This window comes from Mesorhizobium sp. M8A.F.Ca.ET.208.01.1.1, assembly GCF_004791315.1.
Taxonomy (GTDB): Bacteria; Pseudomonadota; Alphaproteobacteria; order Rhizobiales; family Rhizobiaceae; genus Mesorhizobium.
Window position 1 is genome coordinate 83,320 of record NZ_SRUT01000006.1, and the last position, 23,325, is coordinate 106,644.

Genomic DNA, 23,325 nt, shown 5'->3' on the forward strand with positions numbered 1-23,325 from the left:
AGGGCAACCGGATGCGTATCGTTTTTCGTTGTGATCCCGCGCTTGCCGAAATGCTCCCCCGGCCGGTTCCCGCGCGTGGCGTGCTGCCTGACTGGCTCCGCAAGATGCCTCCGAAAGCCTATTCGGAAATCCATGGGCGAGAGATCAGGACAGTAAAACAGTGTCCGCCCTTCGTTGATGCGATGACACATGGCTTCATGATCCTGCTGCCATGCGATGTGACAGTTGAGAACGGGGCCTTTGAATGGCGGTGGGACATCGCCGAGCCGTCAACGAAGGGCCACCCGCGTTCGCCGCTCAGCTTCCATGTCGCCGAACAGCTCTCCGGCGCACCGTTGTCGAATGGCCTGGCGGCGATAAAATTCAACAGTTTCTGGACGATCGAGTTGGAGGAAGGCTGGTCCCTCTTCGCCACCCATCCGGTCAACCGCGATGATCTTCCTTTCCGCCTGGTGACTGGTGTCGTCGATTCGGATCACTTCCAGGACGCCGGCATCAATTTCCCGGCGATTTGGACCGACCAGGGTTTCTCCGGCGTGCTGGCGAAGGGCACGCCGATTGCGCAATGCTTTCCCGTGCCGCGCGCCGCGCCCGAACTCGTTTTCGAAAGCTTCGATGTCACACGCAAAGCCTCCTATGAAAAAACCGTCGCCGAGGTTCTTGCCGAACCCGGCGTCTACCGTAAGCAGTTTCGCGTGAAACGCGCCCGCTAGAGCTCCGATTCGAGTGCCGCCGCTCCAAATGCGACCCGACCTAATTTTTGTTTTTACCAAGCAAGCCCTTCAACGCTTCGCGATCGATCCAAAGCTTGCCGTGCGGCGCTGACGTCAGGGCCATCGCGATGGTGCCAAAGGTTGTGGCGCGCTGCCCGTAGGCCGTTCGATAGGCCTCGATCGCGGCGTCCATATCGCCCGCTTCCTGAAGCGCTACCCCCAGATTGACCGCCGCCTCGGCGTCGTCGGGGCGTATCTCCAGCGCTTTGCGATAGGCGGCCGCTGCCCCCACATGATCATGCAGATCCTGCCTGACAAGGGCGAGGTCGAACCATGCCGACGCGGGCGCGCTTCCCTTTACGGCCCGCTCCAGCAAGGGTGCCGCATCGGCGGGCATTCCGTCCTCGAACAGCATGCGGCCCAGGCGTGCTGCCGCCTCCGCCGAAAAGGGATCGGCAAGTGTCAGCTGTCGCCATACCTCGAGCGCATGGGCCCGGTCGCCTGCCTCATCGAGCGTGCGCCCCTGCTCGATGAGCACAGCGGCGCCAGGCGCCAATTCCGCCGCGCGCGCGAGATGGAACAGTGCTTGGTCAAAATCCCGCGCCGCCCGCGCCAAGCGGCCGGCGAGCAATTGGGCGGATGCGTTGTCAGCCCGGATCGCCAGACTTGCCTGAATATGGGCGCGGGCTTCCGATATCTCTCCCTTGGCGAAAAGAACGGCAGCCATAAGGTGGTTGAGGGCAGGGTCGTCAGCCGCCTCGCGAAGAGCCTCCCCGCAAAGCAGCCGTGCCTGCTCGTGGCGACCGGCGTTGAAGTCCGCCACGATGCGTCGCATCTGATTCTGGAGCTTCGGAACGCCCATCCCGATCTGCCCTCACGCTCGCGAACGAGAACCATTCCCGCCGAATGATCGGTTCTACCCAGATCCAGACGTTGACGCTCCGCGCCTTGAGGTCAAGCCGCCCTCCGCAAAAAATCGGCCACTGGACGGCCGTTTCGGAGATTCCTGTCAGGGCGAGTGTGAGCTGTTTTCTTCCTCTGCCAGCCTTTCGGTGCCGTAGGCCTTGAGGAACATGCCGACGCCCGACCGGACAATGTGATCGATCTCGTCCTGGGTCGGTGCCTTGGTGCGGTAGGCGAAGATGCACTGCCGGAAAAGACCGGCCAGGCACAGTTCGGTGAACTGATAGGCGGCGAGGTCGACATCGTCGATCTCGAGCAGGCCGCGCTCGATGGCGGCGTTGAGGAAGACCACCACCTTGTCATGGCCGCGCTTGGGCCCGCGTTCGTAAAAACGCGCGCCCATGTCCGGAATTCTGTCGGAGGCGCCGATAACCGTGCGCTGCGCCTGGATGACCCTGGCCGAGGTGATCTTCATCGACAGGACCTTGCCGAACTTGACCAGCGTCTGGCGCAAATCGTCGGCGCGGTCGAGCATGTCGTACATGTTCTTGAAGATGGTGCCGCGCTCTTCCTCGATCAGCGCCTCGAACAACTCTTCCTTGTTGGCGAAGTAGACATAGATGGTGCCCTTGGAGACACCGGCCTCGCGCGTGATGTCGTTCATCGAGGCGGCCTCGAAGCCCTTTTCGATGAAGACGCGGCGGGCACCGTCGATGATCTGGCTGCGCTTGACCGGATCCTGTCCGGCTGCCGGGCGGCCACGGCGCAGACCATCCAGCAGATCCTCGCACTGGTCGGCTTCGGCGTTGCGCACAGTCTCAACCATAAAAATCACACCCCGAAAATAATTCGAACCAACCGGTTCGATTGCCCCTTGATATGGTCCTCTTTACGCGCTATGTCAACGCCCAGATCGAACCGAACGGTTCAGTATTATAACTTTAGAGAGATGTCATGTCCTCGAATACGTCCGTCACCGCCGAAGTCCGCCCTTTCCCCAACGCCAAGGTTGCCCCGGCGACGGAAGCGCCCGATGTGCATGTCCAGCCAGTCGTCGCACCGCCGCCGGAGGCTGAAGCTCCGGCCAAGAAGAAGCGCTCGGTGCGCTCTTTCCTGCTGCCGATCATCGGCCTTGCCCTTTTGAGCGGCGGCGCCTGGTACGGCTATGATTACTGGACCACGGGCCGCTTCATGATCTCCACGGACGATGCTTATGTCCAGGCCGACATGGCGTTCGTCTCGCCAAAAATTTCCGGCTATGTCGATCAGCTCCTGGTCAGCGAGAACCAGCAGGTCAAGGCCGGCGATCCGCTGCTGACGATCGATGCCGGCGACTACAAGATCGCCGTTGCCCAGGCCGAGGCGCAGATCGCCACGCTGGCCAAGACGCTCGACCGCATCGACGCGCAGACCAAGGCCGCGCAGGCCTCCCTGCAGCAGGCGCAGGCGCAGAAGGTCGCCGACCAGGCCGCCGCCGACAATGCCGGCCGCGCCCAGCAGCGCGCCGCGCAACTGGTCAAGACGCATGTCGGCACGCAGGCACAGCTGGACGACGCCCAGACCGCGCTCGACCAGGCCAAGGCCGCTCTCGTCGGCGCCGACGCGCAGATCGCCGCTGCGCAGGCCAATATCGGCGTGCTCGAGGCACAGCGTGCCGAATCGGCGAGCACGCTTGCCTCCTTGCAGCTCGGCCGCGACAAGGCCGCGCGCGATCTCTCTTTCACCGTGCTCAAGGCGCCGTATGACGGCGTCGTCGGCAACCGCTCCGTCGAACAGGGCGATCTGGTCAGCCCCGGCCAGAAGCTCGCCGTGGTCGTGCCGATGGACAAGCTCTACATCGTCGCCAACTTCAAGGAGACGCAGCTTGCCCGGCTGGTTCCCGGCGAAAAGGTCAACATCTCGGTGGACGCCATCGACGGCCACCCCATCCAGGGAACCGTCTCCTCGCTGGCGCCGGCGTCGGGCGCGGTGTTCTCGCTGCTGCCGCCGGAAAACGCCACCGGCAACTTCACCAAGGTGGTGCAGCGCGTGCCGGTCCGCATCGACGTGCCGGCCGATGCGCTGAAAACCGGCAAGCTGCGCGCGGGCTTGAGCGTCGTCGTCGCCGTCGACAGCCGCACGGCGCCTGCCGCGACCAGTAACTAATCGCTTTTCGGAGGGCGGCTTGGTGGCTGATTGAAGCACCTGGCCGCCCGGCCTGCCTCAAGGAGGCTTAGGACATGGCAACCGCAACCATCACCGCAGGATCGCCACCGGCCATGCCGGCGGTTCCCGACACGATTTCGACGCGACGCGTCATTGCCTTCCTGGCGATGGTGTTCGGCATGTTCATGGCGATCCTGGACATCCAGATCGTCTCGGCCTCGCTGGCCGAAATCCAGGCCGGCCTCAGCGCCAGTTCCGACGAGATCCCGTGGGTGCAGACAGCCTATCTGATCGCCGAGGTGGTCATGATCCCGCTGTCGGGCTTCCTCAGCCGGATGCTGTCGACGCGCGTGCTGTTCACCGTCGCGGCCGCGGGCTTCACCGCGGCCAGCGCGCTGGCCGCGACCGCCACCAACATCGACCAGATGATCGTCTACCGCGCCGTGCAGGGCTTCATCGGCGGCGGCATGATCCCGAGCGTCTTCGCCGCCGCCTTCACCATCTTCCCGCCGTCGCGCCGCGCAATCGTCTCGCCGATGATCGGCTTGGTGGCGACGCTGGCGCCGACCATCGGCCCGACCGTCGGCGGCTATATCAGCCACGCCTTTTCATGGCACTGGCTGTTCCTGGTCAATGTCGTGCCCGGCATTCTGGTGGCGACCGCGGCCTGGTCGCTGATCGATTTCGACAAGCCCAATCTCAAGTTGTTCTCGAAGTTCGACTGGTGGGGCCTCGCCGGCATGGCCGCCTTCCTCGGCTGCATGGAGTACGTGCTGGAAGAGGGTCCGAACAACGACTGGCTGCAAGACCAGGCCGTGTTCATCTGCGCCATCATCATGACCATCGGCGCGGTGATCTTCTTCTGGCGTGTCTTCACCGCCGAGGAACCGATCGTCGACCTCAAGGCGTTCAGCAACATCAATTTCGCCTTCGGCTCGCTGTTTTCCTTCGTCATCGGCATCGGCCTCTATGGCCTGACCTATCTCTATCCGGTCTTCCTGGGGCGCATCCGCGGCTACGATTCGATGATGATCGGCGAAGCGCTGTTCGTCAGCGGCCTAGCCATGTTCTTCACCGCGCCCATCTCCGGCATCCTGTCGAGCAAGATGGATTTGCGGCTGATGATGATGATCGGCTTCTTCGGCTTCGCTACCGGCACATGGTGGATGACCCACCTGACCGCCGACTGGGATTTTTATGAGTTGCTCATCCCGCAGATCCTGCGCGGCTGTTCGATGATGCTGTGCATGGTGCCGATCAACAACATCGCGCTCGGCACCTTGCCGCCGGACCGGTTGAAGAATGCATCCGGCCTGTTCAACCTCACCCGCAATCTCGGTGGTGCGGTCGGCCTTGCCCTCATCAACACCGTGCTGATCGACCGCAATGCCTTCCACTACGCAAGGCTCGGCGAGCACGTGCAGTGGGGCAGCGCGGCGGCCCAGCAGAAGCTGCAGAACATGACGCTCAACTTCGAGCAGACATCAGGCCTGGACGCTACCAGTGCGGCGATCTCCAAATTGTCGGGCATGGTCCATCAACAGGCGGCGCTGCTGTCTTTCATGGACGTGTTCTACATGCTCACGGTGCTGTTCGCGACGCTTGGCCTGTTCACCATGCTGATCAGGAAGCCGGCCGCGCCCGGTGGTGGCGGAGGCGGCGGGCACTGAAACAAAAGAACCATACGCGGCAGCGGTTTCAGGAAGCTCCTCCAGTCCACGCCTGAAACGCTGACAGCGCAAAAAACTCCGGGCCGCAAAGCCCGGAGTTTTTTATTGCCCTTGCTAGAGCAATTCCAGGAAAAGTGTGTAGCGGTTTTCCGTCCGGAATTGCGTAAAAACAAATAGTTAGAGCAGTTCAGCGATTCTACCAATCGCTGAACTGCTCTAGCGTCAGGCGGTGGCGGGCTTGAAGGTCAGCGCGACGCCGTTGATGCAGTGGCGCAGGCCGGTCGGCGCCGGGCCATCGTCGAAGACGTGGCCGAGATGGCCGCCGCAGCGGCGGCAATGCACTTCGGTGCGGGTCATGCCCAGCGACCGGTCCTCGGTCTTGCCGATGCCATTGGCGATCTCCTGCCAGAAGCTCGGCCAGCCGGTGCCGGAATCGAATTTCGTCTCCGAGGGATAGACCGGCAGGTCGCAGCCGGCGCAGGCGAAGATGCCCTTGCGGTGTTCGTTGAGCAGCGGGCTGGTGCCTGGATACTCGGTGCCCTCCTTGCGCAGCACGTCGAAGGCGGCCGGCGACAGGATGGCCTTCCATTCGTCGTCGGTCTTGGTGACCTCGAATTTCTCGGCCGCCTGGGCGGCCTGCGGGCTGCCCATGCGAAGCACCATTGCCGCGGCACCGACGACGCCGATCGCGGCGGCACCGCTCAAAAGAAAGTCGCGACGGTTCATGACCAGTTCCTCCTGTCGTCCGTTTTGCCAAACTATACCCGCCACGCAAAAGTCAAAAGCCGGTGACGGTTGCCCTCAAACGACACTCCGCGCCGTTCACGGCTGACCGTGGAACGGCGCGGAGCAGGCGTGCCGATTGCGGATCACGGGAGCGAGACGACGCGATCGACAGAGAGCTCTTGCCTGCTGTTTCGTCCGCGGCAAGCGCCTTGTTACATTTTCGGTCCCATCACATTTTCGGGAGCAGAACCTTGTCGATGACATGAATGACGCCGTTGGATTGTTCGACATCGGCGATCGTCACATTGGCGACATTGCCGTTCTCGTCGGTGACGGTGACCTTGCCGCCATCGGCCTTGAGCGACAGCTCGCAGCCGCCGACCGTCTTGACCTTGTGCGTCCCGCCGTCGGCCTTGGCCATTGCGGCCACATCCGCCCCCATCGCCTTGGCGCCGATGACGTGGCAGGCCAGGATCTTGGTGAGCTTGTCCTTGTTCTCGGGTTTGAGCAGCGTGTCGACCGTGCCGGCCGGCAGTGCCGCGAAGGCTTCGTTGGTCGGCGCGAAGACGGTGAACGGGCCGGCGCCCTGCAGCGTCTCGACCAGGCCGGCGGCCTTGACGGCGGCGACCAGCGTCGTGTGATCCTTGGAATTGACGGCGTTGTCGACGATGGTCTTGTTGGCAAACATGGCGGCGCCGCCGACCATCGGGTTTTCAGCATAAGCAGCCGTGGCAAGCGCGCAGACAGCGATCGTACCGGCGAGCAAAAGGGTGGCGAATCTACGCATGATATCTGGACTCCTCGGGTTTCTCTTCCCATTTTTGGGGACCCGAGGAGATACGGAACACAGATGCGTGAGTTTCAGACTATTTCCTGGTTTTTAGATTTATCTGCATTGCGGGATAAATCTTTCGAGCACGGCGGTTTGCCGGCTTACGGGCCTATTAGACATATGTGATGGAGATAGACTGGGTAATTTCTACCTTGTCACAATCCGAAGGGTCGATCAGATGCCCTTCAGATCGCCCGCGGCAACAACGGGGCCGGTCGGCTGGCCGGTCGGCGAGCCTCCGGCAGGCTCGAGGCTGACGGCCAGCACGGCACCCTGCGCGAGTTTCTGCTGCGTGGCGGGCGAGACCCCAATGTGCGCCGTCGCGCCGGCCGGGATGACGCCCATCGAGACCGGCGCGTTCTTGCCCTCGATCATCCACAGTTCGAAGTCCTTGCCGGAGGCGAGCGCGCCGGAAACATGCGAAAGGCTGACTTCATGCCGTTCGGAATCATAGACGGCGAGATATTTGACATCACTGCCGTCGGCCGCCAGCGAGGCGACCAGTCGCGCCTGCGGCTGTTCAGCCGGCCGATTGACGTAGGGAACGGCGACATAGAGCGCCAGCGCGGCAACAGCCGCCACGGCGAGACCACGCCAGAAGGCGAGGCTGGACCACAGGCCGGCGCGCGGTTCGGCGGGCGCGGCGGCGGTGGATGAAAACAGCCGGCGGTCGATCGCCGGCTTCACCGAAGCCGGCGGTTCGATCTCCGGATAGCCGGCGCCCAACGGCGAGAGGTGAACTTCCCAACCATCGACGAGCCGCGCGAACTCTGTCTCGCTGTCGATGCGCCTGGATGCGATCTGCCGCTCTTCCGCCGGCAGAACGCCAAGAACATATTCGGCGGCGAACAGGTCGTCGCCTCCACGTTCCGGTCCATTGTCCTCTGCCAGCGTCATCTTTCCAGGCATTCCCTGAGCTTCATCAGGCTGCGGCGCAGCCAGGTACGCATCGTGTTCAACGGCACGCCGTGACGTTCCGCCAGTTCGGCATAGCTTTCGCCCTTGAGATAAGCGCCGCGGACGGCCGCCGCCCGGTCCTTTTCCAGTTCATCGAGACAGTGGTGGATGCGTTCGGTCTCATCGCCCGCCACCGCCATCGCTTCTGGTCCCGGCGCCGGATCGGCCAGGTCGAGCGCGGTATCGATATCGACTGCAGGCTTGCGCCGCGCTCGGATGCGATCGATCGCATGGTTGCGCGCGATCGCCACCAGCCAGGAGATCGGGCTCAGATCGGAGACGGCAAAACGATCCGCCTTCGTCCATATCTTGACGAAGACTTCCTGCAACGCCTCTTCCGCGTCTCCCCGGTCGTTCAATACACGAAGGCACACGCCGAAAAGTTTCGCACTGGTCTGCCGGTACAGCAGGTCGAACGCAGCCCGATCCTTCATCGAAGTCCGAACGATCAGCTTGGTGATGTCCTGCGGCGTCATGCGGGTCCAAATTAGGCAATTGCGATGTATTTGCAACGCGGAAATATTCCGCGCGCCTAAAGTTCCGGCGTCCGCACACCTGCCTCGAGGCTGTGTCCCAGTTTGAATTCAAAGATTGGCAATCGCATTTGAGGCGATGACCCCGACATGCTACACTTTAGCGGAAAGCAAGGGGGATTTGGCATGAGATTGGTAGTCGCCAAACCTGAGGATGTCGCGACTGCCTTTGCCGATGCTTGGAATAGACATGACATGGACGACTTCGCGGCGCTGTTCGCCGACGACGCTAATTTTGTCAATGTCGTGGGCATGTGGTGGAAGAACCACACCGAGATCGAAAGGGCGCACCGCGCAACTCATGAAACCATGTTTCGTGACAGCCGATTAGAAGGTGCCGTCTCGTCAGTTGTTGAATTATCTTCCGGCATTGCATCGGTGCATTATACATGGATCCTGACTGGTGCATCCGCTCCGGACGGCTCATCCGCCGGAACGCGAAAAGGCATTCTGCTTCTGGTTGTTGTGAAGGAAGAACCGTCGGGCTGGCGGATAAAGGTTGCCCAGAATACCGACATTGTTCCGGGGGCGGTTGCTCCCCCTCCAACTCTATGAGATAGGCGTCTTACAAAAACTCGCCGCTCAAATTCCAAACTGAGACATTATTGGCCTGGATTGCCAACGGAATCGCCGCTGACTAGCTTGGCGGCAACGGGGGAGCGCGCATGTCGGTCGAACGAATCCTTTGGGAAGAAGACGCGACCGGCCTCGCCGCTCTGGTGCGCAAGGGCGACGTGTCGGCGATCGAATTGACCGAAGCGGCAATCGCCCGCGCCGAGGCCACTCGCCCCGAAATCAATGCCACGGCCGAAACGCTCTATGACGCCGCGCGGGCGCGGGCGAAGAGCATCGACCGCTCCTTGCCGCTGGCCGGCGTCCCCTTTGCCATCAAGGATCTCGGCATCGCCGCCAAGGGCGTGCCCTCGCATGGCGGCAGCCGCATTCCCGCATGGGTGCCCGATTTCAATTCGGTGATGACCGACCGCTATCTCGCCGCCGGGCTGATCCCGGTCGTCACCTCGACCTCGCCCGAGCACGGGCTGCGGCTGATGACGGAATCCAAAGCCTTCGGCATCACCCGCAATCCCTGGAATACCGGCCACACCACCGGCGGCTCATCGGGCGGTTCGGCAGCCCTGGTCGCCGCCGGCGTCGTGCCGGCGGCGCATGCGTCGGATGGCGGCGGCTCGATCCGCGTGCCTTCGGCCTGCAGCGGCCTTGTCGGTCTCAAGACCTCGCGCGGCCGTGTCCCGCTGTCGCCGCTGGTAAGCGAAAGCTGGTACGGCATGGTCGTCGATCACGCCGTCACCCGCTCGGTGCGCGACTGTGCGCTGCTGCTCGACCTCACTCATGGTCCAGATGCGCTGGCGCCTTATGCCGCGCGGCCGCCAAAGGGTCCGTTCGCGGCCGCTGCCGCGCGCGATCCCGGCAAGCTCAAGCTGGCCGTCTACCGCAAGTCGCCGCTCGGCCTGCCGATTTCGGCCGAGACGCTCAAGGCGCTCGACATTGCCGTGGCGCTCGCCCGTGAGGGCGGCCATACCGTCGAGGACATCGAGCTGCCCTTCATCGGCCGCGATTTCTTCGCCGATTTCTGCACGACGGTCGCCTCCGCCGTTGCCGGCTCGTTGCGGGGTGAAGCGCTGCGCGTCGGCCGCTCCGTGACGGGCGACATCGAGCGCGCCACGCGGGTGCTCGGCCGGTTGGGCGAAATGGTCTCGGCCGGCGAGGTCTATGCCGGCCTGCAGCGGCTGCATGCCGCCTCGCGCCGCCTGATCGAGGACACTGCGCGCTATGATGCGGTGCTGATGCCCGTCATCGCGCACCCGCCGCTTGCCTGCGGCGCCATGGATCCCAAAGGCGCCGACGAGTTGATCGAAACCCTGGTCGACAAGCTGCTTCTCACGGCGCTGCTCAGGATCAAACCACTGTTCGGCCAGTTGATGGACAAGAGCCTCTGGTTCACGCACTGGCCCGCAATCCACAATGTCAGCGGCCAGCCGTCGATTGCGCTACCGGTCCATGTCACGGACGCCGGCCTGCCGCTCGGCATCCAGGCCGCCGGCCGCCCGGGCGACGAGGAAACGCTTTTGTCGCTCGCCGCGCAGATGGAGAAGATCTCGGGCTGGCTGAAGCGGCGTGCGCCGCTGATGGTGCCGTCACAATGACGACACCGTGAACGGCTCGAATATGACAGCAATGCCATTTGCGGCTCGCGTCAATTCCCGCTAAGACGCCGCCGTCCTTACCTGATGCATGTCGCCCAAAAGTGCCCAGCGGTTTGGGGACAACGGCATGCATAAAACCAAAAGCCAGGGAACCACGCCGATGACGGACGTCGCCGCCACCGCCGAAATGCAGGCCGCACTCTTGTCGCGCGCGCTGCCCTATATGCAGCGCTACGAGCACAAGACGGTCGTGGTGAAATATGGCGGCCATGCCATGGGCGACATCGAGCTCGGCAAGGCCTTCGCCCGCGACATCGCGCTGTTGAAGCAGTCCGGCGTCAATCCGATCGTCGTCCATGGCGGCGGCCCGCAGATCGGCGCCATGCTGAACAAGATGGGGATCGAATCCAAGTTCGAGGGCGGCCTGCGCGTCACCGACCAGAAGACGGTCGAGATCGTCGAGATGGTGCTGGCCGGGTCGATCAACAAGGAGATCGTCGCACTGATCAACGCCGAGGGCGAATGGGCGATCGGCCTGTGCGGCAAGGACGGCAACATGGTGTTCGCCGAAAAGGCGCGCAAGACCATGATCGACCCCGATTCCAACATCGAGCGCGTGCTCGATCTCGGTTTCGTCGGCGAGCCGGTCGAGGTCGACCGCACGCTGCTCGACCTGCTGGCCCGTTCCGAAATGATCCCTGTTCTGGCGCCGGTGGCGCCCGGCCGCGACGGTCACACCTACAACATCAACGCCGACACTTTCGCCGGCGCCATCGCCGGCGCATGCAAGGCCTCGCGCCTGCTGTTCCTCACCGACGTGCCCGGCGTGCTCGACAAGAACAAGAAGCTGATCGACGAGCTGACGGTCACCGAGGCGAAGGCGCTGATCAAGGACGGCACGGTTTCGGGCGGCATGATCCCCAAGGTCGAGACCTGCATCGAGGCGATCGAGCGCGGCGTCGAGGGCGTCGTCATCCTCAATGGCAAGACGCCGCATTCGGTGCTGCTCGAACTCTTCACCGAACACGGCGCCGGTACACTGATCGTGCCTTGACATTTTGCGCTTCGGAGCCCGGCATCCTCAGTCCGGCAGAGCGGCGACGGCCACGATCTCGATGACGAGATCGGATTGCGCGAGCGCGGCGACCCCGATCACTTCCGAGGGCGGCGGATTGTTGTAGCTGCAGTGCTTCGGGCAGTGCTCGGCGAAGAATTCGTCCATCACGTCCAGCCGGAAATTTGGGGAGCTCAGCGCGCCTCCGTCGGGAAACGGCCCTTTGACGTACTGGGTGATCTTGACGAGATATTCGAGCGAGCTGCCGAGCTCCTCCAGATCCGATTTGATGTTCGTCAGAATGGAACGCCATTGCGTCGCCGCGTCGCCGACGGCGCCCCCCTTGCCGCTCGACGGGTCATAATTCTCGGCCGTGCCTGTATTGCCGGCAAGGAAGACATACCCCTTGGCTCCGGTCACGACGGTGCCTTTCCCCCAAGGCATAGGCCGGCCACCTTTCATCTTCTTATGCGTGACAAGTTTCATCGCTTCCTCCTGCTGGTCACCATCGTCCGATCGCCAGAAATTAGCGCGAGGTCCGCTGGCGGCCAGGGCGAGACGGTTCAGGCCGGCGGCGGTGAGACGCCAAAGGCATGCTGCTCGGCGGCAGGCGCCGTTACTGGTCTCTTCGCCGGGCGCTGAAAGGTCATCGACTCTTCCTCCGCATCCTGCGGCGCGCCCCAGAATTCGGCGAGCGTCGGGCCGCCTTTCACCCGGTTGTCGGTCACCAGGAAACCCCACACCTCGCGGAACCAGGCGCGGCGGCCCATTTTGGTGTACCAGCGCATCGAATGCCGCTGCTCGGGATCCGGGTGGAACAGGATGCGCGCCAGCGCCTTCGGCCGCGACTGCACGGCGAGTTCGATCAGCTTGACCGAGAAGAACAGCATCCATGGCTTGAGCCGCGTCATCTGCAGCACCTGGTGCTTGTAGTCCCACAGGCGGGCGTCCTTCTGGATGACCGTGCGATCCCGCGCGATGCGGAAGAACGGCGTCCACCGATGCGGCGTCACATAGAGCGCCTGGATCTGGTCCGGATCATAGGCGATGAGCTGGCGGAAACCACGCCAGAGATCACGAAAACCTTCATCCTCGAAACCGGCCACCCAGGTCGCCATCGACAGGATGCCGTGCGTTCGCAGCAGCCGTATCGCCTCGCGGTCGGACGAGGTGCTGCCGCCCTTGCGGATCAGTCGCAGCGTCTGCTCGTCGGTGTTTTCCATGCCGAGCAGCCAGCGGATAACACCGGCCTTGCGGTAGAGGTGCAGCATGTCGGCGTCGCGCACGATATCGTCGGCGCGTGTCGAGCCGACGATCAGCACCGGCACGTTCTCGGCGATCATCGCATCCAGGAAAGCGCGCCAGGCCTTCTTCGAGACGGTCGGGTTCTCGTCGGCGAGGTTGATCAGCTCGACGCCGTGCTCGCGGTGTAGCCAGGCGATCTCCTGCGCGAATTTCTTGGGATCGCGATGCCGCCAACGGGTCCAGAAGCCGCGCTGGCCGCAATAATTGCACAGATGCGGGCAGCCGCGCGAAAACTGCATGACCACCGCGCGCTTGCCGCCCCAGTAACTGTATCTGCTGACGTCAATCAGTTCCCAGCCGACGCGGTAGGCGTCGAGGTCGGCGATGGTCATCGCCGCCTGGGTGGCGAAGGGCCGGCGCAGATCGTCGCGATAGGCGATGCCGGCGACGCTTGCCGGCGGCTGGCGCATTTCCACCGCCTCGACCAGCGCCACCACGGTCGCCTCGCCCTCGCCGCGCACGATGAAGTCGAAAACGTCCGTTTCGGCCAGGATGTCGCGCCAGTGGTAGGTCGGGAAGACACCGCCATAGATGACGATCGTCGCCGGTTCGCGCGCCTTGATCATCGCGGCGATTAACAAGGCGGCCGGATGCGCAGAAGTGGATCCGGAATGGCCGATCAGGACGAAGCCGGGACAGTCCTTCAGGGCTTCCACGACGACCGAGGCGAGCGGCATCGGCCCGAACTCGGCATCGACGAGCCGCACCTCATGGCCGGCGTCGACCAGCGGGCCGCCGATGGCCAGCAGGCCGAGTGGTGGCAGGTGATCGTCGGGCACGCGGCTGCCGATGGCGGTGTGCGGCGGATTGATCAGGACGATTTTCATAGCGGACCTCCAGGACGTTGGTCCGCATGCTGGCCGGAGATCGTGCCGCCCGGTTGGCCCGTTTCAGCAGTTTGCTCGCAGCTTTTCCGCAGAAAAGAGTGAGCGCTGTCAGCGCCTGAGATGCGCGAGCGGCACGTGGCCGGGTCCCTTGATGTTCTGCAGCACCAGCTGGGTGTGGACGTCGCGCACGCCCTCGAGCCGCATCAGCCGATGCATGACGAAGGCGTTGAGCTCGTCGACCGATGGCACCATGACATGCAGCAGGAAATCGTGGTCGCCGGTCATCGTCCAGCACGACGACACCTCGTCCATGCGCTGGACAGAGGCAATGAAGCTTTCGGGAGAGCCGTCGCTGTGGCTGACGAGGCGCACCTGGATGAACACCTCGACCATCAGGCCGACCGCGCGGCGGCTGATCACGGCGGCAAATCCCTTGATGATGCCGGCTTCCTGCAGCGCTTCGAAGCGCCGCGCGCAGGGCGTGGTGGAGAGGCCGATCTCCTGCGCCAGCTCGGAGACAGGTTTGCGCCCGTCGCGTTGCAGGACATCGAGCATCCTGATCTCGAAATCATCGAACTGAGGCATTTTCACTCTCCTTGTGTCGATTTTGAGTGAATGTTATCTCGAATATGCCGCTCGATCTACGATCAAAACCAATTTGCCTCGGTAAGTCGGGCTACACTTTCCACACCGCAGCCATCGATGCTTTGCGAGGGAGAGACATATGACGACGATGAGCGTTGCCGAATATGCCCGCGACTGCGCGGCGCAAGGGTTGCGCGGCGACTATTCGGTCTGCCGCGCCGATTTCACCGTGGCACAGGGCTATGACTACAGCGCCGAGGAGCAGGCGGTGTGGCGCACGCTGTGCGACCGCCAGACCAGGCTGACGCGCAAGCTCGCCCACCATTCCTATCTCGACGGCGTGGAGAAGCTCGGCCTGCTCGACGCCATTCCCGATTTCGCCGACGTCAGCGCCAGGCTGCGCAAGCTGACCGGCTGGGAGATCGTCGCCGTGCCCGGCCTCATTCCGGCGGCCCCGTTCTTCGATCACCTCGCCAATCGCCGCTTCCCGGTCACCAACTGGCTGCGCACCAGGCAGGAACTCGATTACATCGTCGAGCCGGACATGTTCCATGACTTCTTCGGCCATGTGCCGGTGCTGTCGCAGCCGGTGTTCGCCGATTTCATGCAGATGTATGGCAAGAAGGCCGGCGACATCATCACGCTCGGCGGCGACGAGATGATCACCCGGCTCTACTGGTATACGGCCGAGTATGGCCTGATGCGGGAAGCCGGCCAGCCGCTGAAAGCCTTCGGCGCCGGGCTGATGTCGTCGTTCACCGAATTGCAATTCGCGGTGGAGGGCAAGGACGCCCATCATGTGCCGTTCGACCTGGAAACGGTGATGCGCACCGGCTACGAGATCGACAAGTTCCAGCGCGCCTATTTCGTGCTGCCGTCCTTCGACGCCTTGCGCGACGCCTTCCAGAGCGCGGATTTCGAGGCGATCGTCGCACGCCGCAAGAGCCAGCCGGCGCTCGACCCGGCGACGGTCTAGTTTTTGGGAATACGACATAAAAACAAAGACCTAAAGCGCGTCGCATGACTCCGTTTCGACGCGACGCGCTTCAGATGCTTTGATCCAGACAGACTATTGCAGGGCGGCGGGGTTCATCCACATGAACTCCCAGACGTTGCCGTCGGGGTCTTCGATGTGGCGGTTGAACATGAAGCCGAGATCCTGCGCTGGATTGGGATCAGCGCGTCCGCCCGCCGCCACGCCCTTCTCGATCATGGCGTTGACGTCGTCCTTGCTGTCGGCGGTGAGCGCGATCAGCATCTGGCTTTCACGCCTGGGGTCGCCGATCTGCCGCTCGGTGAACTGGCTGTAGTACTGATGCGAAAGCAACATGACGCCAATGGAGTCCGAGAACATGATCGAGCTGGCCTGGTCGCTCGAGAACTGCGGATTCAGCGTGCCCCCGATCGCGAGATAAAAATTGGTGGCTGCCTGCAGATCGCGCACCGGCAGATTTATGAAGATCATCTTGGTCATCGGTCTAAAGCCTCGCCTTCGTTGACAGGTACTAGTCAGTCCAGTACCGTTTGACGACTATCACGAGAGAACGGTACCGTCTAGTACTGGTCAAAGGGGCGCCATGGAAATCAAGGGGGAGACCAGATCGGCACGCAAGGATCGTGAAATCATCCAGGCGGCCACGGCGGCGTTCATCGCCAAGGGCTATGATGGAACCAGCATGGAGGAAATCGCCACCAGGGCGGGAGCTTCCAAGCAGACCGTGTACAAGCATTTCACCGACAAGGAGACGCTTTTCGGTGAAGTCGTTCTGTCAACCGCTGGCCAGGTCAACGACATCATCGAGTCCGTGACGACACTGCTTTCCGAGGCGAAATTCATGGAGGGCGGCCTGCAGCAGCTTGCTCGGCGCTTGATAACGATGCTCATGGACGACGAGTTGTTGAAGCTGCGCCGCCTGGTCATCGCCAACGCGGATCGAATGCCGCAGCTTGGCCGCGGCTGGTACGAAAAAGGCTTTGAGCGCATGCTTGCCTCGACGGCGTCCTGCTTTCAAAAGCTCACCGATCGGGGGCTGATGCAAACCAGTGATCCCCGTCTGGCGGCCAGCCATCTTTTTGGGATGATCCTTTGGATCCCCATGAATGAAGCCATGTTCACGGGGAGCAACCCGCGTTCCAAAGCCGAACTTGAACGGCACGCGGATGCCTCGGTCGAGGCGTTTCTTGTCGCCTATGGGGTCCAACCGAAATAGTCTCATTTGTTCACGGTCGGGAGCAACGATGCCCACCATGTGCCTTTCGACCTCGAGACGGTGATGCCCGCCGCCGGACATCCCGCCATCTCCTACAAGGCGTAGATGGTCCGGTTGAACTTCGTCTCCATCACCACATGGGAAGCGGTTTTGACGACGCCGCTGATTTCATTCACGGCATTCACCTCCCGGTTCAGCTTCTCGAGCGTCTCGGCGGCAAGGTGGATGATCAGGTCCCACTCGCCGGTGATGGCGTAGACCGCCTGGATCGAAGGCATCGCCTTGATCTTTCTGGAGACGTCCGGATAGCTCTTGTTGTTCAGGGCGGCGAGCGTGAAACAGTGGACGGCGTTCTGGGCCACCTCCTTGGTCAGCCGCACGCTATAGCCTTCGATAATGCCGCCGGCCTCCAGCTTCTGGATCCGCTCCTGCAGCGCTGTCCGCGATACGCCGAGCTGACGTGCCAGTGACGCGACCGGCTCACGCGCATTCTTCTGCATCAGCGCGAGCAGCTGACGATCCTTCTCGGTCAATTCCACAAACAAATCCTCTCGCTCGATCCGCGCTGTAACCGCCGCGATCCTATCGGCTGAACCGCCCCCGCGACAATCCGCAAGACCGGCCTTAGCGACCGGAACAAGGCGAACATATCCGGCACTTTGCCGTCTCAAGGCACGCAATGACTGCGCGATCGCCATTATCCCGCATTTCGCCGGGTGGAACCCTTCTTTTTGCGACCTGACTGTCTGGGGTCACAAACGCCGGTCCATCAGGGGGAACGAGCTTCAGCTGTGGTGGGCACAAACCGATCCGCGTTGAACCTGTGGCCGAAAGCGCTGAGGTCCGACGTTACGCATCCTATCAGTTTCAACCACAAGGGAGGGATAACTTTGAAAAAGCTGCTCGATTTAGCCGTTCTTGCCGCCGCGACATTCGCGATCACAACGGCGGCCATGGCCGGGGAAACCCTGGACCGCGTCACGTCGAAAAAGGCGATGGTCATCGCCACCAACGCGGCCTGGCCACCGCAGAGCTTTCTCAACGACAGCAACGAACTCGCCGGCTTCGACATCGATGTCTCGCGCGAGATCGGCAAGCGGCTCGGTGTCGAGGTCTCGTTCGAAACGCCCGACTGGGCGACGCTGACCGGCGGACGCTGGCAGGGACGCTACGACCTCGGCGTCGGATCGGTCACGCCGACCAAAGCCCGTTCCAAGGTGATCGACTTTGTCGGCATCTATTATTACAGCCCCTATGTCTACGTCCTGCACAAGGACAGCGGCGCGAAGTCGGTCGCCGATCTCAACGGCAAGATCATCGGCGTCGAGACGGCCACCACCTCGGAGGATTTCATCCGCCGCAAGCTCGAAATCGACGCACCCGGCCTGGCTCCCATCCAATACAAGCTGGAACCGGGCGAGGTCCGCACCTACGCGGATTCCATGCTTCCCTTCGATGACCTGCGGCTTGGCGACGGCGTGCGCCTGAATGCCGTGATCGCACCGGAGCAGACGGCGCAGAACGCCATCAAGAACGGCTATCCCGTGAAGATCCTCGAAGGCGAGTACGCCTTCCGCGAGCCGCTCGTCGTCATCGCCGAGAAGAAGGATCCGGAGTGGACCGCGAAGGTCGCGGGCATCATCACCGGGATGAAGACGGACGGCACGCTCGCCGCGCTGACCACGAAGTGGTACGGCAAGGACTACAGCGCCAAGTAAAGTCATTCCGCCGGCTGCCCCTCGGCAGCCGGCGGCATCACCCACCAAATACATGCCCCTCACCGCAAAGTCGTCGATGGCCTATCCGGATACCTACTACGCCCGCACCCTGACCGACCGGAAGACGAGGCCTCCGCTGCAAGGCGAGGCGCAATGTGACGTGGCCGTCGTCGGCGCCGGATTGGCCGGGCTGACGACGGCGCTGCAGCTGGCGCGCGCCGGACTGCATGTCGCCGTGCTGGAAGCCCAGCTCGTCGGTTTCGGCGCTTCGGGCCGCAATGGCGGTTTCGTCACGCCCGGCTTCGCCACCGGCGGCGACAATATCGCCGCACGTGTCGGCGGGGAGGCCGCGCGCGACCTGCACCGGCTGTCGATCGAAGGCGTCGAATTCGTGCGCGACACCATCGAGACGCTCGCAATATCGGCCGCCCAGCCGCGTGCCGGCCTGCTCAGCGTCTTGCGCTACGACGACGGCGATGCGCTGAAGGCCTATGCCGAACAGATGGCCCGCGACCACGGCTATGAACTTCAGTATCTCGAGAGAGAAGACGTCCGATCGGTGCTGAAGTCCGCTCGCTACCACCAGGGCCTGCGTGACCCGAACGCCTTTCACATCCATCCGCTCAACTATCTGCGTTGCCTTGCCGACGAGATCGAGCGGCTTGGCGGCGAGATTCATGAAAGCTCCGAAGTCGTGCAGTGCGACCTCTCGGGGCCGCAAAAGATGCTTCGCACCAGACAGGGCACGCTTCGGGCGCCCCGGATCGTGCTCGCGACCGGCGGCTATACCGGCCCGGTATTCGGCCAGCTCTACCGGGCGTTCCTGCCCATCGCGACCTATGTCATGGTTTCCGAGGCGGCCCCCCGCCTCATCGCGCAAGCGGTCGCCACGACGGACGCCGTCGGCGACAACAGGCGGGCCGGCGATTATTATCGCCTGGTCGAGAATGGCAATCGTCTCCTGTGGGGCGGGCGCATCACCACGCGCGCCGCTTCCGCCGACGCGTTGGCGCGCGAATTGCGCCGCGAGATGGTCGGCACCTACCCGCAGCTTGCCGGCCTCAAGACCGAACTGGCGTGGTCGGGGCTGATGTCCTATGCCCGGCATCTGATGCCCCAGATCGGCGAGCTGCAGCCAGGCGTCTGGTACTGCACCGCTTTCGGCGGCCATGGGCTCAACACCACGGCGATTGCCGGAAAAATTGTCGCCGAGGGCATTCTGGGCGCCTCGGACCGGTACCGGCAGTTCGCGCCCTTCGGACTGAGCTGGGCCGGCGGCGCCGCCGGCCTGGCCGCCGCGCAGCTTACCTATTGGAAACTGCAAGCGCAGGACTGGTGGCGGGAACGCAACGCCATCGCCAAGGACAAGGTGACGGCATGATCGGCAGGCTGATGCTCTCCCATCCAGGGCTCGCCCGCCGCGCCGCGGCCGCGCTTTTTCCGGCGCTGCTGGCCGCAGCCCTCTACGCCATGGGCATCAAGTCGAGCTGGATCGGCTCATTGATGCCGCTTGCGTCCGACTGGCTGCAGGCCAACCCAGCCTTGTCGCGAGCCCTCTCGGCCGTGTTGATCGCGCTGCTGGTGCTGGTGAATTGCAAGCTGCTTCTGCTCCTGCCCCGACGCCAGCAGATCGTCGGCGTCTGGATCGAGCTGTTCGTGCTGCTGATGCTGTTCTTCTATTCCTTCGACCTCTCCCTCGCCTTCATCGCCAGGAAAGTCGGCTTCCTGATCACCCAGGGCGTCACCACGACGCTTTACATTTCGGCGATCTCGATCCTGATCGCGACCTTGATCGCACTGGTCGGCGCCATCGCCAAGTTGACCGGGAACGGCATCGTTTACGGGCTGGCCACCTTCTACACATCGTTGTTTCGCGGCCTGCCGTTGCTGATGCAGATCTACATCATCTATCTCGGGCTGCCGCAGATCGGTTACGTGATCGGCGCGGTGCCGGCGGGTATCGTCGCGCTGTCGCTGTGTTACGGCGCCTACATGACCGAGATCTTCCGCGCCGGCATCGAAAGCATCCCGCGCGGTCAAAGCGAAGGCGCCACGGCGCTCGGCCTAAGCCCCGGCCAAACCATGGCGCTCGTCATCCTGCCGCAGGCCATGCGCGTCATCATCCCGCCGACCGGCAACCAGTTCATCGCCATGCTGAAGGATTCCTCGCTGGTCTCCGTCGTCGGCGTCTGGGAGATCATGTATCTCGCCCGCACGATGGGCCAGACGGAGTTCCGCCATATCGAGATGCTGATTACCGCCTCGATGATTTACTGGATTCTGTCGATCGCGCTGGAATTCGGCCAAGCCTATCTCGAACGGCGCTTCGGCCGATCAGGACGCTAGGTGGTCTGACCCTCTAGATCAGCGCGGCTGCGGCGCCTCGGCCTTCAGCCGCATGAGCTGGTCGCGCTGCAGGTCGAGCGCGGCGGTGACGAAGCGCCGAATGGTGGCAAGCTCCGCGTCACTGAACGTGGCAATGAGCTTCTCCCCTTCCCGCGCGATGGCGCCGTAATAGCGTGCCGACAGCTCCCGTGTTGACTCCGTTGCCTCGATGACCACCTTGCGCCTGTCCTCGAGGCTGCGCGTGCGCGTCAAGAGGCCGCGCGCCTCCAGCCGGTCGATCAGCGCGGTCACCGCGGCCGGCGTCAACCCGGTCGCGGTCGCGATCGCGCCGGCCGATTGCGGGCCGCCGTGGAGCAGTCCGATACAATGGCGCTCGGCCATGTTGAGGCCGAGTCTCATCCCCACCGCCTCGTCATAGGCCTGCGTCGCGTCCTGCCACTGCATGATGGCAAGACCGATGGCTGTCGTCAGTTCGGCTCGATTCCCGCTTGACGAATTTACTTCGATCATCTAACTATCAATCCGTCTAACATTTAGACCATTATAGCAATATGCGGCTACGCCCCCGACAAGGCAAGAGCCGCTCCCGGGCAAGGATATGAAAAATGAGTTTGATTCAACAGCGTACGCCTCTCTCACACGAGGAAGAATTCAAATACGCCAAGCTGGCCATGGAATGGTATGGCTGGGGCTCTCCGATCGGTCTCGGTATCCTGCTGGTGTCGCTGGCCGCCGCCGCCGTGCTGGTCCGGATCGCCGTCTACGGCTTTTGAGCCTCTGCCGGCGCCATCCTTGGTGCCGGCCCTGCCGGTCGCGGCTTGGCAGGACGACGGCTTCGTGGAGGTCGTTCAGGCCATGACGACCTTGCTCAGATGGTCGCCCAGCCGGCAGGCGAGCGCGGTGATCGTCGTCGTCGGGTTGGCTTGGCCCGACGTGCAGAACACGGAAGAGCCGCCAACATAGAGATTGTCCATGCCATGCACCTTGCAATTGGCGTCCACCACGCTCCTGGTGACATCCGTGCCCATGCGCGTGCCCCCCATATGATGATGGCCCGCCGTCTCTTCGTTGGTCGGATAATCCTCGCCGTTCGAGATCCAGTCGGCAATGCGCACCCGGCCCAGGTTTTTCTGGGCAAGCGTCGTGCCGAACAGCCTCAGGCCTTCGAGAAGGGTGCGTTGTTCCAGTTTCGATTTCTTCCAGTGCAGTTCGATGCGCGGCACGCCGGCATGGTCGACCTCGGTCTTCGACAACTCGATCTGGTTCGAAGCCAGCGGCGCCTGTTCCCAGGCGACATAAAGCTGAGCGGCGCAACGCAGGTTCTGGTCGAGCTTGCCAGATACCCATTCCGCCATGTGCGGCGCCGTGCAGGCTAGGTCGGCGATGAGGCTCTTGACGCCCGGATAGGGCGTCTCGATCAGCCGGATGCCGAAATTCATGATCTTGAGACGTTCCATCGCGGCAGGCATCGGCGAGAAGAAGGCCTCCTTGACGGCATCGACCTCGAACGCACCATAGTCGGCCAGGATGGCGTTGCCGCCCTCGAAGGTCGGATGCTCCATCCAGTAGCGGCCAAGCGCCGTCGCGTTCGGCACGGCGCCGCCGTTGGAGCGCTGGTTCGACCACAAAAGCAGCCGTGAATTCTCCAGCCCGCCGGTGCAGACGATGAAATAGTCGGCGCTGAACAAGCCGGCGTCCTGTCCGTTGGACCACAGCTTGGCGCCGGTCACGCGTTTGCCGTCGCCGGCAAGCTCGGTGGCGTAGGTGTTGAGCACGACGGCGATGTTTTTGCTCTTGTCGAGTTCGTCGGCGAATTTTTCGGCAAACCGCACCGCCGGGCTCTTGATCAACTGCACCCAGCGAATGTCGTCCGAGATCGGCACATCAGGCCGGAAATCGGGAAGATCGAGGATAGCGCGCACTTCCGAAAGGTAGGGTTCGATGTCGGCGCGGCGGATCGGCCAGCCGGTGTCGGGTGCCCAGGCCTTCGGCTCGAAATCCAGTGTGTCGAGCACGCGGCACCAACCGGCCCAGTGATTGGAGCTGCCGCCCATGAACCGCAGCCGGGTGATGTCGAGATCGAAATAGAAATCGCCGACGGTGGTGCCGCGGTAGAAATCCTGCGAGTCGTCGCTGAATTCCCGCGGACCGGCTTCCAGCACCACGACCGGAATGCCGGCAGCGCCAAGTTTTCTGGCGATCGTTGTGCCGGCCGGACCGGAACCAAGGATGCAGACCCTTGGCGCAAAGTTGGCGGCGCGATATGCCTCGTAGCTGTCGAAGATCATGCCAGATCGCTCCGCTTCAGGATCCAGCCATTGACCTCGACGATCTCGTCAGGATCGGCCCGGGATGAACCGGCATGGGTGGCGTCGGCATCAGGCAGCTTGCGGAACAACGACAGGGCAGGCAGGGCGATCAGCGCCTGCACGAGCGTGCGGCGCGACATTGTTTTTATGAGGAAACTCATGGCAGGTCTCTCGGCTAGGGCTTCGATGCGCGCATGACATTCCCCGAACGGCACACACATCGTCACGGAAGCCAGTATCGTGCCAAGCATGGCATCAAGGCGGGGAAAGTGCCGACAAGCGGCACAACCGGATGCAAACAGGGTTAGAAATTTTTTAACGGGCCAG

The 23,325-nt window shown here is 62.9% G+C and carries 26 protein-coding genes; 12 read left to right on the plus strand and 14 right to left on the minus strand.

Annotated features, from left to right (window positions below; genetic code table 11):
- The first annotated feature begins 11 nt into the window (after positions 1-11).
- Positions 12-713 carry a hypothetical protein gene (locus tag EN851_RS24365; protein WP_135930139.1) on the plus strand — a complete coding sequence of 234 codons (702 nt, stop codon included), beginning with the start codon at positions 12-14 and terminating at the stop codon, positions 711-713.
- 40 nt (positions 714-753) lie between these two features.
- Here the strand turns inward: EN851_RS24365 and EN851_RS24370 are convergent, their stop codons facing one another.
- The gene (locus EN851_RS24370; RefSeq protein ID WP_245520802.1) at positions 754-1,575 is read right to left on the minus strand and encodes a tetratricopeptide repeat protein; all 822 of its coding nucleotides are present in this window, start codon (positions 1,573-1,575) and stop codon (positions 754-756) included.
- 147 nt (positions 1,576-1,722) lie between these two features.
- The gene (locus EN851_RS24375; RefSeq protein ID WP_135862562.1) at positions 1,723-2,442 is read right to left on the minus strand and encodes a TetR/AcrR family transcriptional regulator; all 720 of its coding nucleotides are present in this window, start codon (positions 2,440-2,442) and stop codon (positions 1,723-1,725) included.
- 128 nt (positions 2,443-2,570) lie between these two features.
- Between EN851_RS24375 and EN851_RS24380 the strand changes: the two genes are divergently transcribed.
- Together EN851_RS24380 and EN851_RS24385 are read left to right on the plus strand one after the other, a co-directional pair.
- The gene (locus EN851_RS24380; protein ID WP_135917044.1) at positions 2,571-3,761 is read left to right on the plus strand and encodes an HlyD family secretion protein; all 1,191 of its coding nucleotides are present in this window, start codon (positions 2,571-2,573) and stop codon (positions 3,759-3,761) included.
- A 113-nt stretch (positions 3,762-3,874) separates the two neighbouring features.
- Positions 3,875-5,431, plus strand: a complete 1,557-nt coding sequence (locus EN851_RS24385) for a DHA2 family efflux MFS transporter permease subunit (RefSeq protein ID WP_245520811.1) — start codon at positions 3,875-3,877, stop codon at positions 5,429-5,431.
- A gap of 222 nt (positions 5,432-5,653) precedes the next feature.
- Here EN851_RS24385 and msrB read toward each other — a convergent pair whose 3' ends face one another.
- The 4 genes from msrB to EN851_RS24405 form a co-directional block, all read right to left on the minus strand.
- The gene (msrB, locus tag EN851_RS24390; RefSeq protein ID WP_135882740.1) at positions 5,654-6,157 is read right to left on the minus strand and encodes a peptide-methionine (R)-S-oxide reductase MsrB; all 504 of its coding nucleotides are present in this window, start codon (positions 6,155-6,157) and stop codon (positions 5,654-5,656) included.
- Between the two features lie 229 nt (positions 6,158-6,386).
- A complete protein-coding gene (locus tag EN851_RS24395; protein ID WP_135930140.1) occupies positions 6,387-6,944 on the minus strand; it encodes a fasciclin domain-containing protein in 558 nt (185 codons plus the stop codon).
- A 219-nt stretch (positions 6,945-7,163) separates the two neighbouring features.
- Positions 7,164-7,886: an anti-sigma factor gene (locus tag EN851_RS24400; RefSeq protein ID WP_127280229.1), complete on the minus strand. Its 723-nt coding sequence runs from the start codon at positions 7,884-7,886 to the stop codon at positions 7,164-7,166.
- On the minus strand, positions 7,883-8,422 hold the full coding sequence (locus tag EN851_RS24405) for a sigma-70 family RNA polymerase sigma factor (RefSeq protein WP_135930141.1): 540 nt from the start codon (positions 8,420-8,422) through the stop codon (positions 7,883-7,885). The genes EN851_RS24400 and EN851_RS24405 overlap by 4 nt, the downstream gene beginning before the upstream one ends.
- 183 nt (positions 8,423-8,605) lie before the next feature.
- Between EN851_RS24405 and EN851_RS24410 the strand changes: the two genes are divergently transcribed.
- The 3 genes from EN851_RS24410 (at position 8,606) to argB (ending at position 11,698) form a co-directional block, all read left to right on the plus strand.
- Entirely contained in the window at positions 8,606-9,034 is a 429-nt protein-coding gene (locus tag EN851_RS24410) for an SgcJ/EcaC family oxidoreductase (protein WP_135930142.1), read from the plus strand.
- Between the two features lie 110 nt (positions 9,035-9,144).
- Positions 9,145-10,644, plus strand: a complete 1,500-nt coding sequence (locus EN851_RS24415) for an amidase (protein ID WP_135930143.1) — start codon at positions 9,145-9,147, stop codon at positions 10,642-10,644.
- 160 nt (positions 10,645-10,804) lie between these two features.
- Positions 10,805-11,698: an acetylglutamate kinase gene (gene argB, locus EN851_RS24420; RefSeq protein ID WP_127276050.1), complete on the plus strand. Its 894-nt coding sequence runs from the start codon at positions 10,805-10,807 to the stop codon at positions 11,696-11,698.
- A gap of 27 nt (positions 11,699-11,725) precedes the next feature.
- Here argB and EN851_RS24425 read toward each other — a convergent pair whose 3' ends face one another.
- The 3 genes from EN851_RS24425 to EN851_RS24435 all read right to left on the minus strand — a co-directional run bounded on the left by EN851_RS24425 (position 11,726) and on the right by EN851_RS24435 (position 14,415).
- Positions 11,726-12,184, minus strand: coding sequence for a RidA family protein (locus tag EN851_RS24425; protein ID WP_127276034.1), 459 nt, complete (start codon positions 12,182-12,184; stop codon positions 11,726-11,728).
- Between the two features lie 77 nt (positions 12,185-12,261).
- The gene (gene bchE / locus EN851_RS24430; RefSeq protein WP_135930144.1) at positions 12,262-13,830 is read right to left on the minus strand and encodes a magnesium-protoporphyrin IX monomethyl ester anaerobic oxidative cyclase; all 1,569 of its coding nucleotides are present in this window, start codon (positions 13,828-13,830) and stop codon (positions 12,262-12,264) included.
- A 108-nt stretch (positions 13,831-13,938) separates the two neighbouring features.
- Entirely contained in the window at positions 13,939-14,415 is a 477-nt protein-coding gene (locus EN851_RS24435) for an Lrp/AsnC family transcriptional regulator (protein ID WP_135882734.1), read from the minus strand.
- Positions 14,416-14,554: 139 nt separating this feature from the next.
- Here EN851_RS24435 and phhA point away from each other — a divergent pair, with 139 nt between their 5' ends.
- Positions 14,555-15,391 (plus strand): phenylalanine 4-monooxygenase, encoded by an 837-nt coding sequence (gene phhA / locus EN851_RS24440; RefSeq protein WP_135930145.1) that lies wholly within the window; start codon positions 14,555-14,557, stop codon positions 15,389-15,391.
- A gap of 93 nt (positions 15,392-15,484) precedes the next feature.
- On the opposite strand, the gene EN851_RS24445 is transcribed toward phhA, so the two are convergent.
- Complete coding sequence (locus tag EN851_RS24445) at positions 15,485-15,889, minus strand: VOC family protein (RefSeq protein ID WP_135862569.1); 405 nt, start codon at positions 15,887-15,889, stop codon at positions 15,485-15,487.
- Positions 15,890-15,992: 103 nt separating this feature from the next.
- On the opposite strand from EN851_RS24445, the gene EN851_RS24450 reads away from it, so the two are divergent.
- Positions 15,993-16,625 (plus strand): TetR/AcrR family transcriptional regulator, encoded by a 633-nt coding sequence (locus tag EN851_RS24450; protein ID WP_135930146.1) that lies wholly within the window; start codon positions 15,993-15,995, stop codon positions 16,623-16,625.
- Between the two features lie 92 nt (positions 16,626-16,717).
- Here the strand turns inward: EN851_RS24450 and EN851_RS24455 are convergent, their stop codons facing one another.
- On the minus strand, positions 16,718-17,323 hold the full coding sequence (locus EN851_RS24455; RefSeq protein WP_245464266.1) for an Lrp/AsnC family transcriptional regulator: 606 nt from the start codon (positions 17,321-17,323) through the stop codon (positions 16,718-16,720).
- Between the two features lie 255 nt (positions 17,324-17,578).
- Here EN851_RS24455 and EN851_RS24460 point away from each other — a divergent pair, with 255 nt between their 5' ends.
- From EN851_RS24460 to EN851_RS24470, 3 genes are all read left to right on the plus strand, one after another.
- Positions 17,579-18,343: a transporter substrate-binding domain-containing protein gene (locus EN851_RS24460; protein WP_245464268.1), complete on the plus strand. Its 765-nt coding sequence runs from the start codon at positions 17,579-17,581 to the stop codon at positions 18,341-18,343.
- 76 nt (positions 18,344-18,419) lie between these two features.
- Positions 18,420-19,724, plus strand: a complete 1,305-nt coding sequence (locus tag EN851_RS24465) for an FAD-binding oxidoreductase (protein WP_135930147.1) — start codon at positions 18,420-18,422, stop codon at positions 19,722-19,724.
- Entirely contained in the window at positions 19,721-20,689 is a 969-nt protein-coding gene (locus tag EN851_RS24470; RefSeq protein ID WP_127276041.1) for an amino acid ABC transporter permease, read from the plus strand. Before EN851_RS24465 ends, EN851_RS24470 begins: the two co-directional genes overlap by 4 nt.
- 18 nt (positions 20,690-20,707) lie before the next feature.
- On the opposite strand, the gene EN851_RS24475 is transcribed toward EN851_RS24470, so the two are convergent.
- Complete coding sequence (locus EN851_RS24475) at positions 20,708-21,199, minus strand: MarR family transcriptional regulator (RefSeq protein ID WP_127873301.1); 492 nt, start codon at positions 21,197-21,199, stop codon at positions 20,708-20,710.
- A gap of 95 nt (positions 21,200-21,294) precedes the next feature.
- Here EN851_RS24475 and EN851_RS36475 point away from each other — a divergent pair, with 95 nt between their 5' ends.
- Entirely contained in the window at positions 21,295-21,462 is a 168-nt protein-coding gene (locus tag EN851_RS36475) for a hypothetical protein (RefSeq protein ID WP_167531521.1), read from the plus strand.
- Between the two features lie 75 nt (positions 21,463-21,537).
- Here the strand turns inward: EN851_RS36475 and EN851_RS24480 are convergent, their stop codons facing one another.
- Entirely contained in the window at positions 21,538-22,977 is a 1,440-nt protein-coding gene (locus EN851_RS24480; protein ID WP_135930148.1) for a GMC family oxidoreductase, read from the minus strand.
- Positions 22,974-23,159 carry a hypothetical protein gene (locus EN851_RS24485; RefSeq protein ID WP_135930149.1) on the minus strand — a complete coding sequence of 62 codons (186 nt, stop codon included), beginning with the start codon at positions 23,157-23,159 and terminating at the stop codon, positions 22,974-22,976. The genes EN851_RS24480 and EN851_RS24485 overlap by 4 nt, the downstream gene beginning before the upstream one ends.
- Between the last annotated feature and the right edge of the window lie 166 nt (positions 23,160-23,325).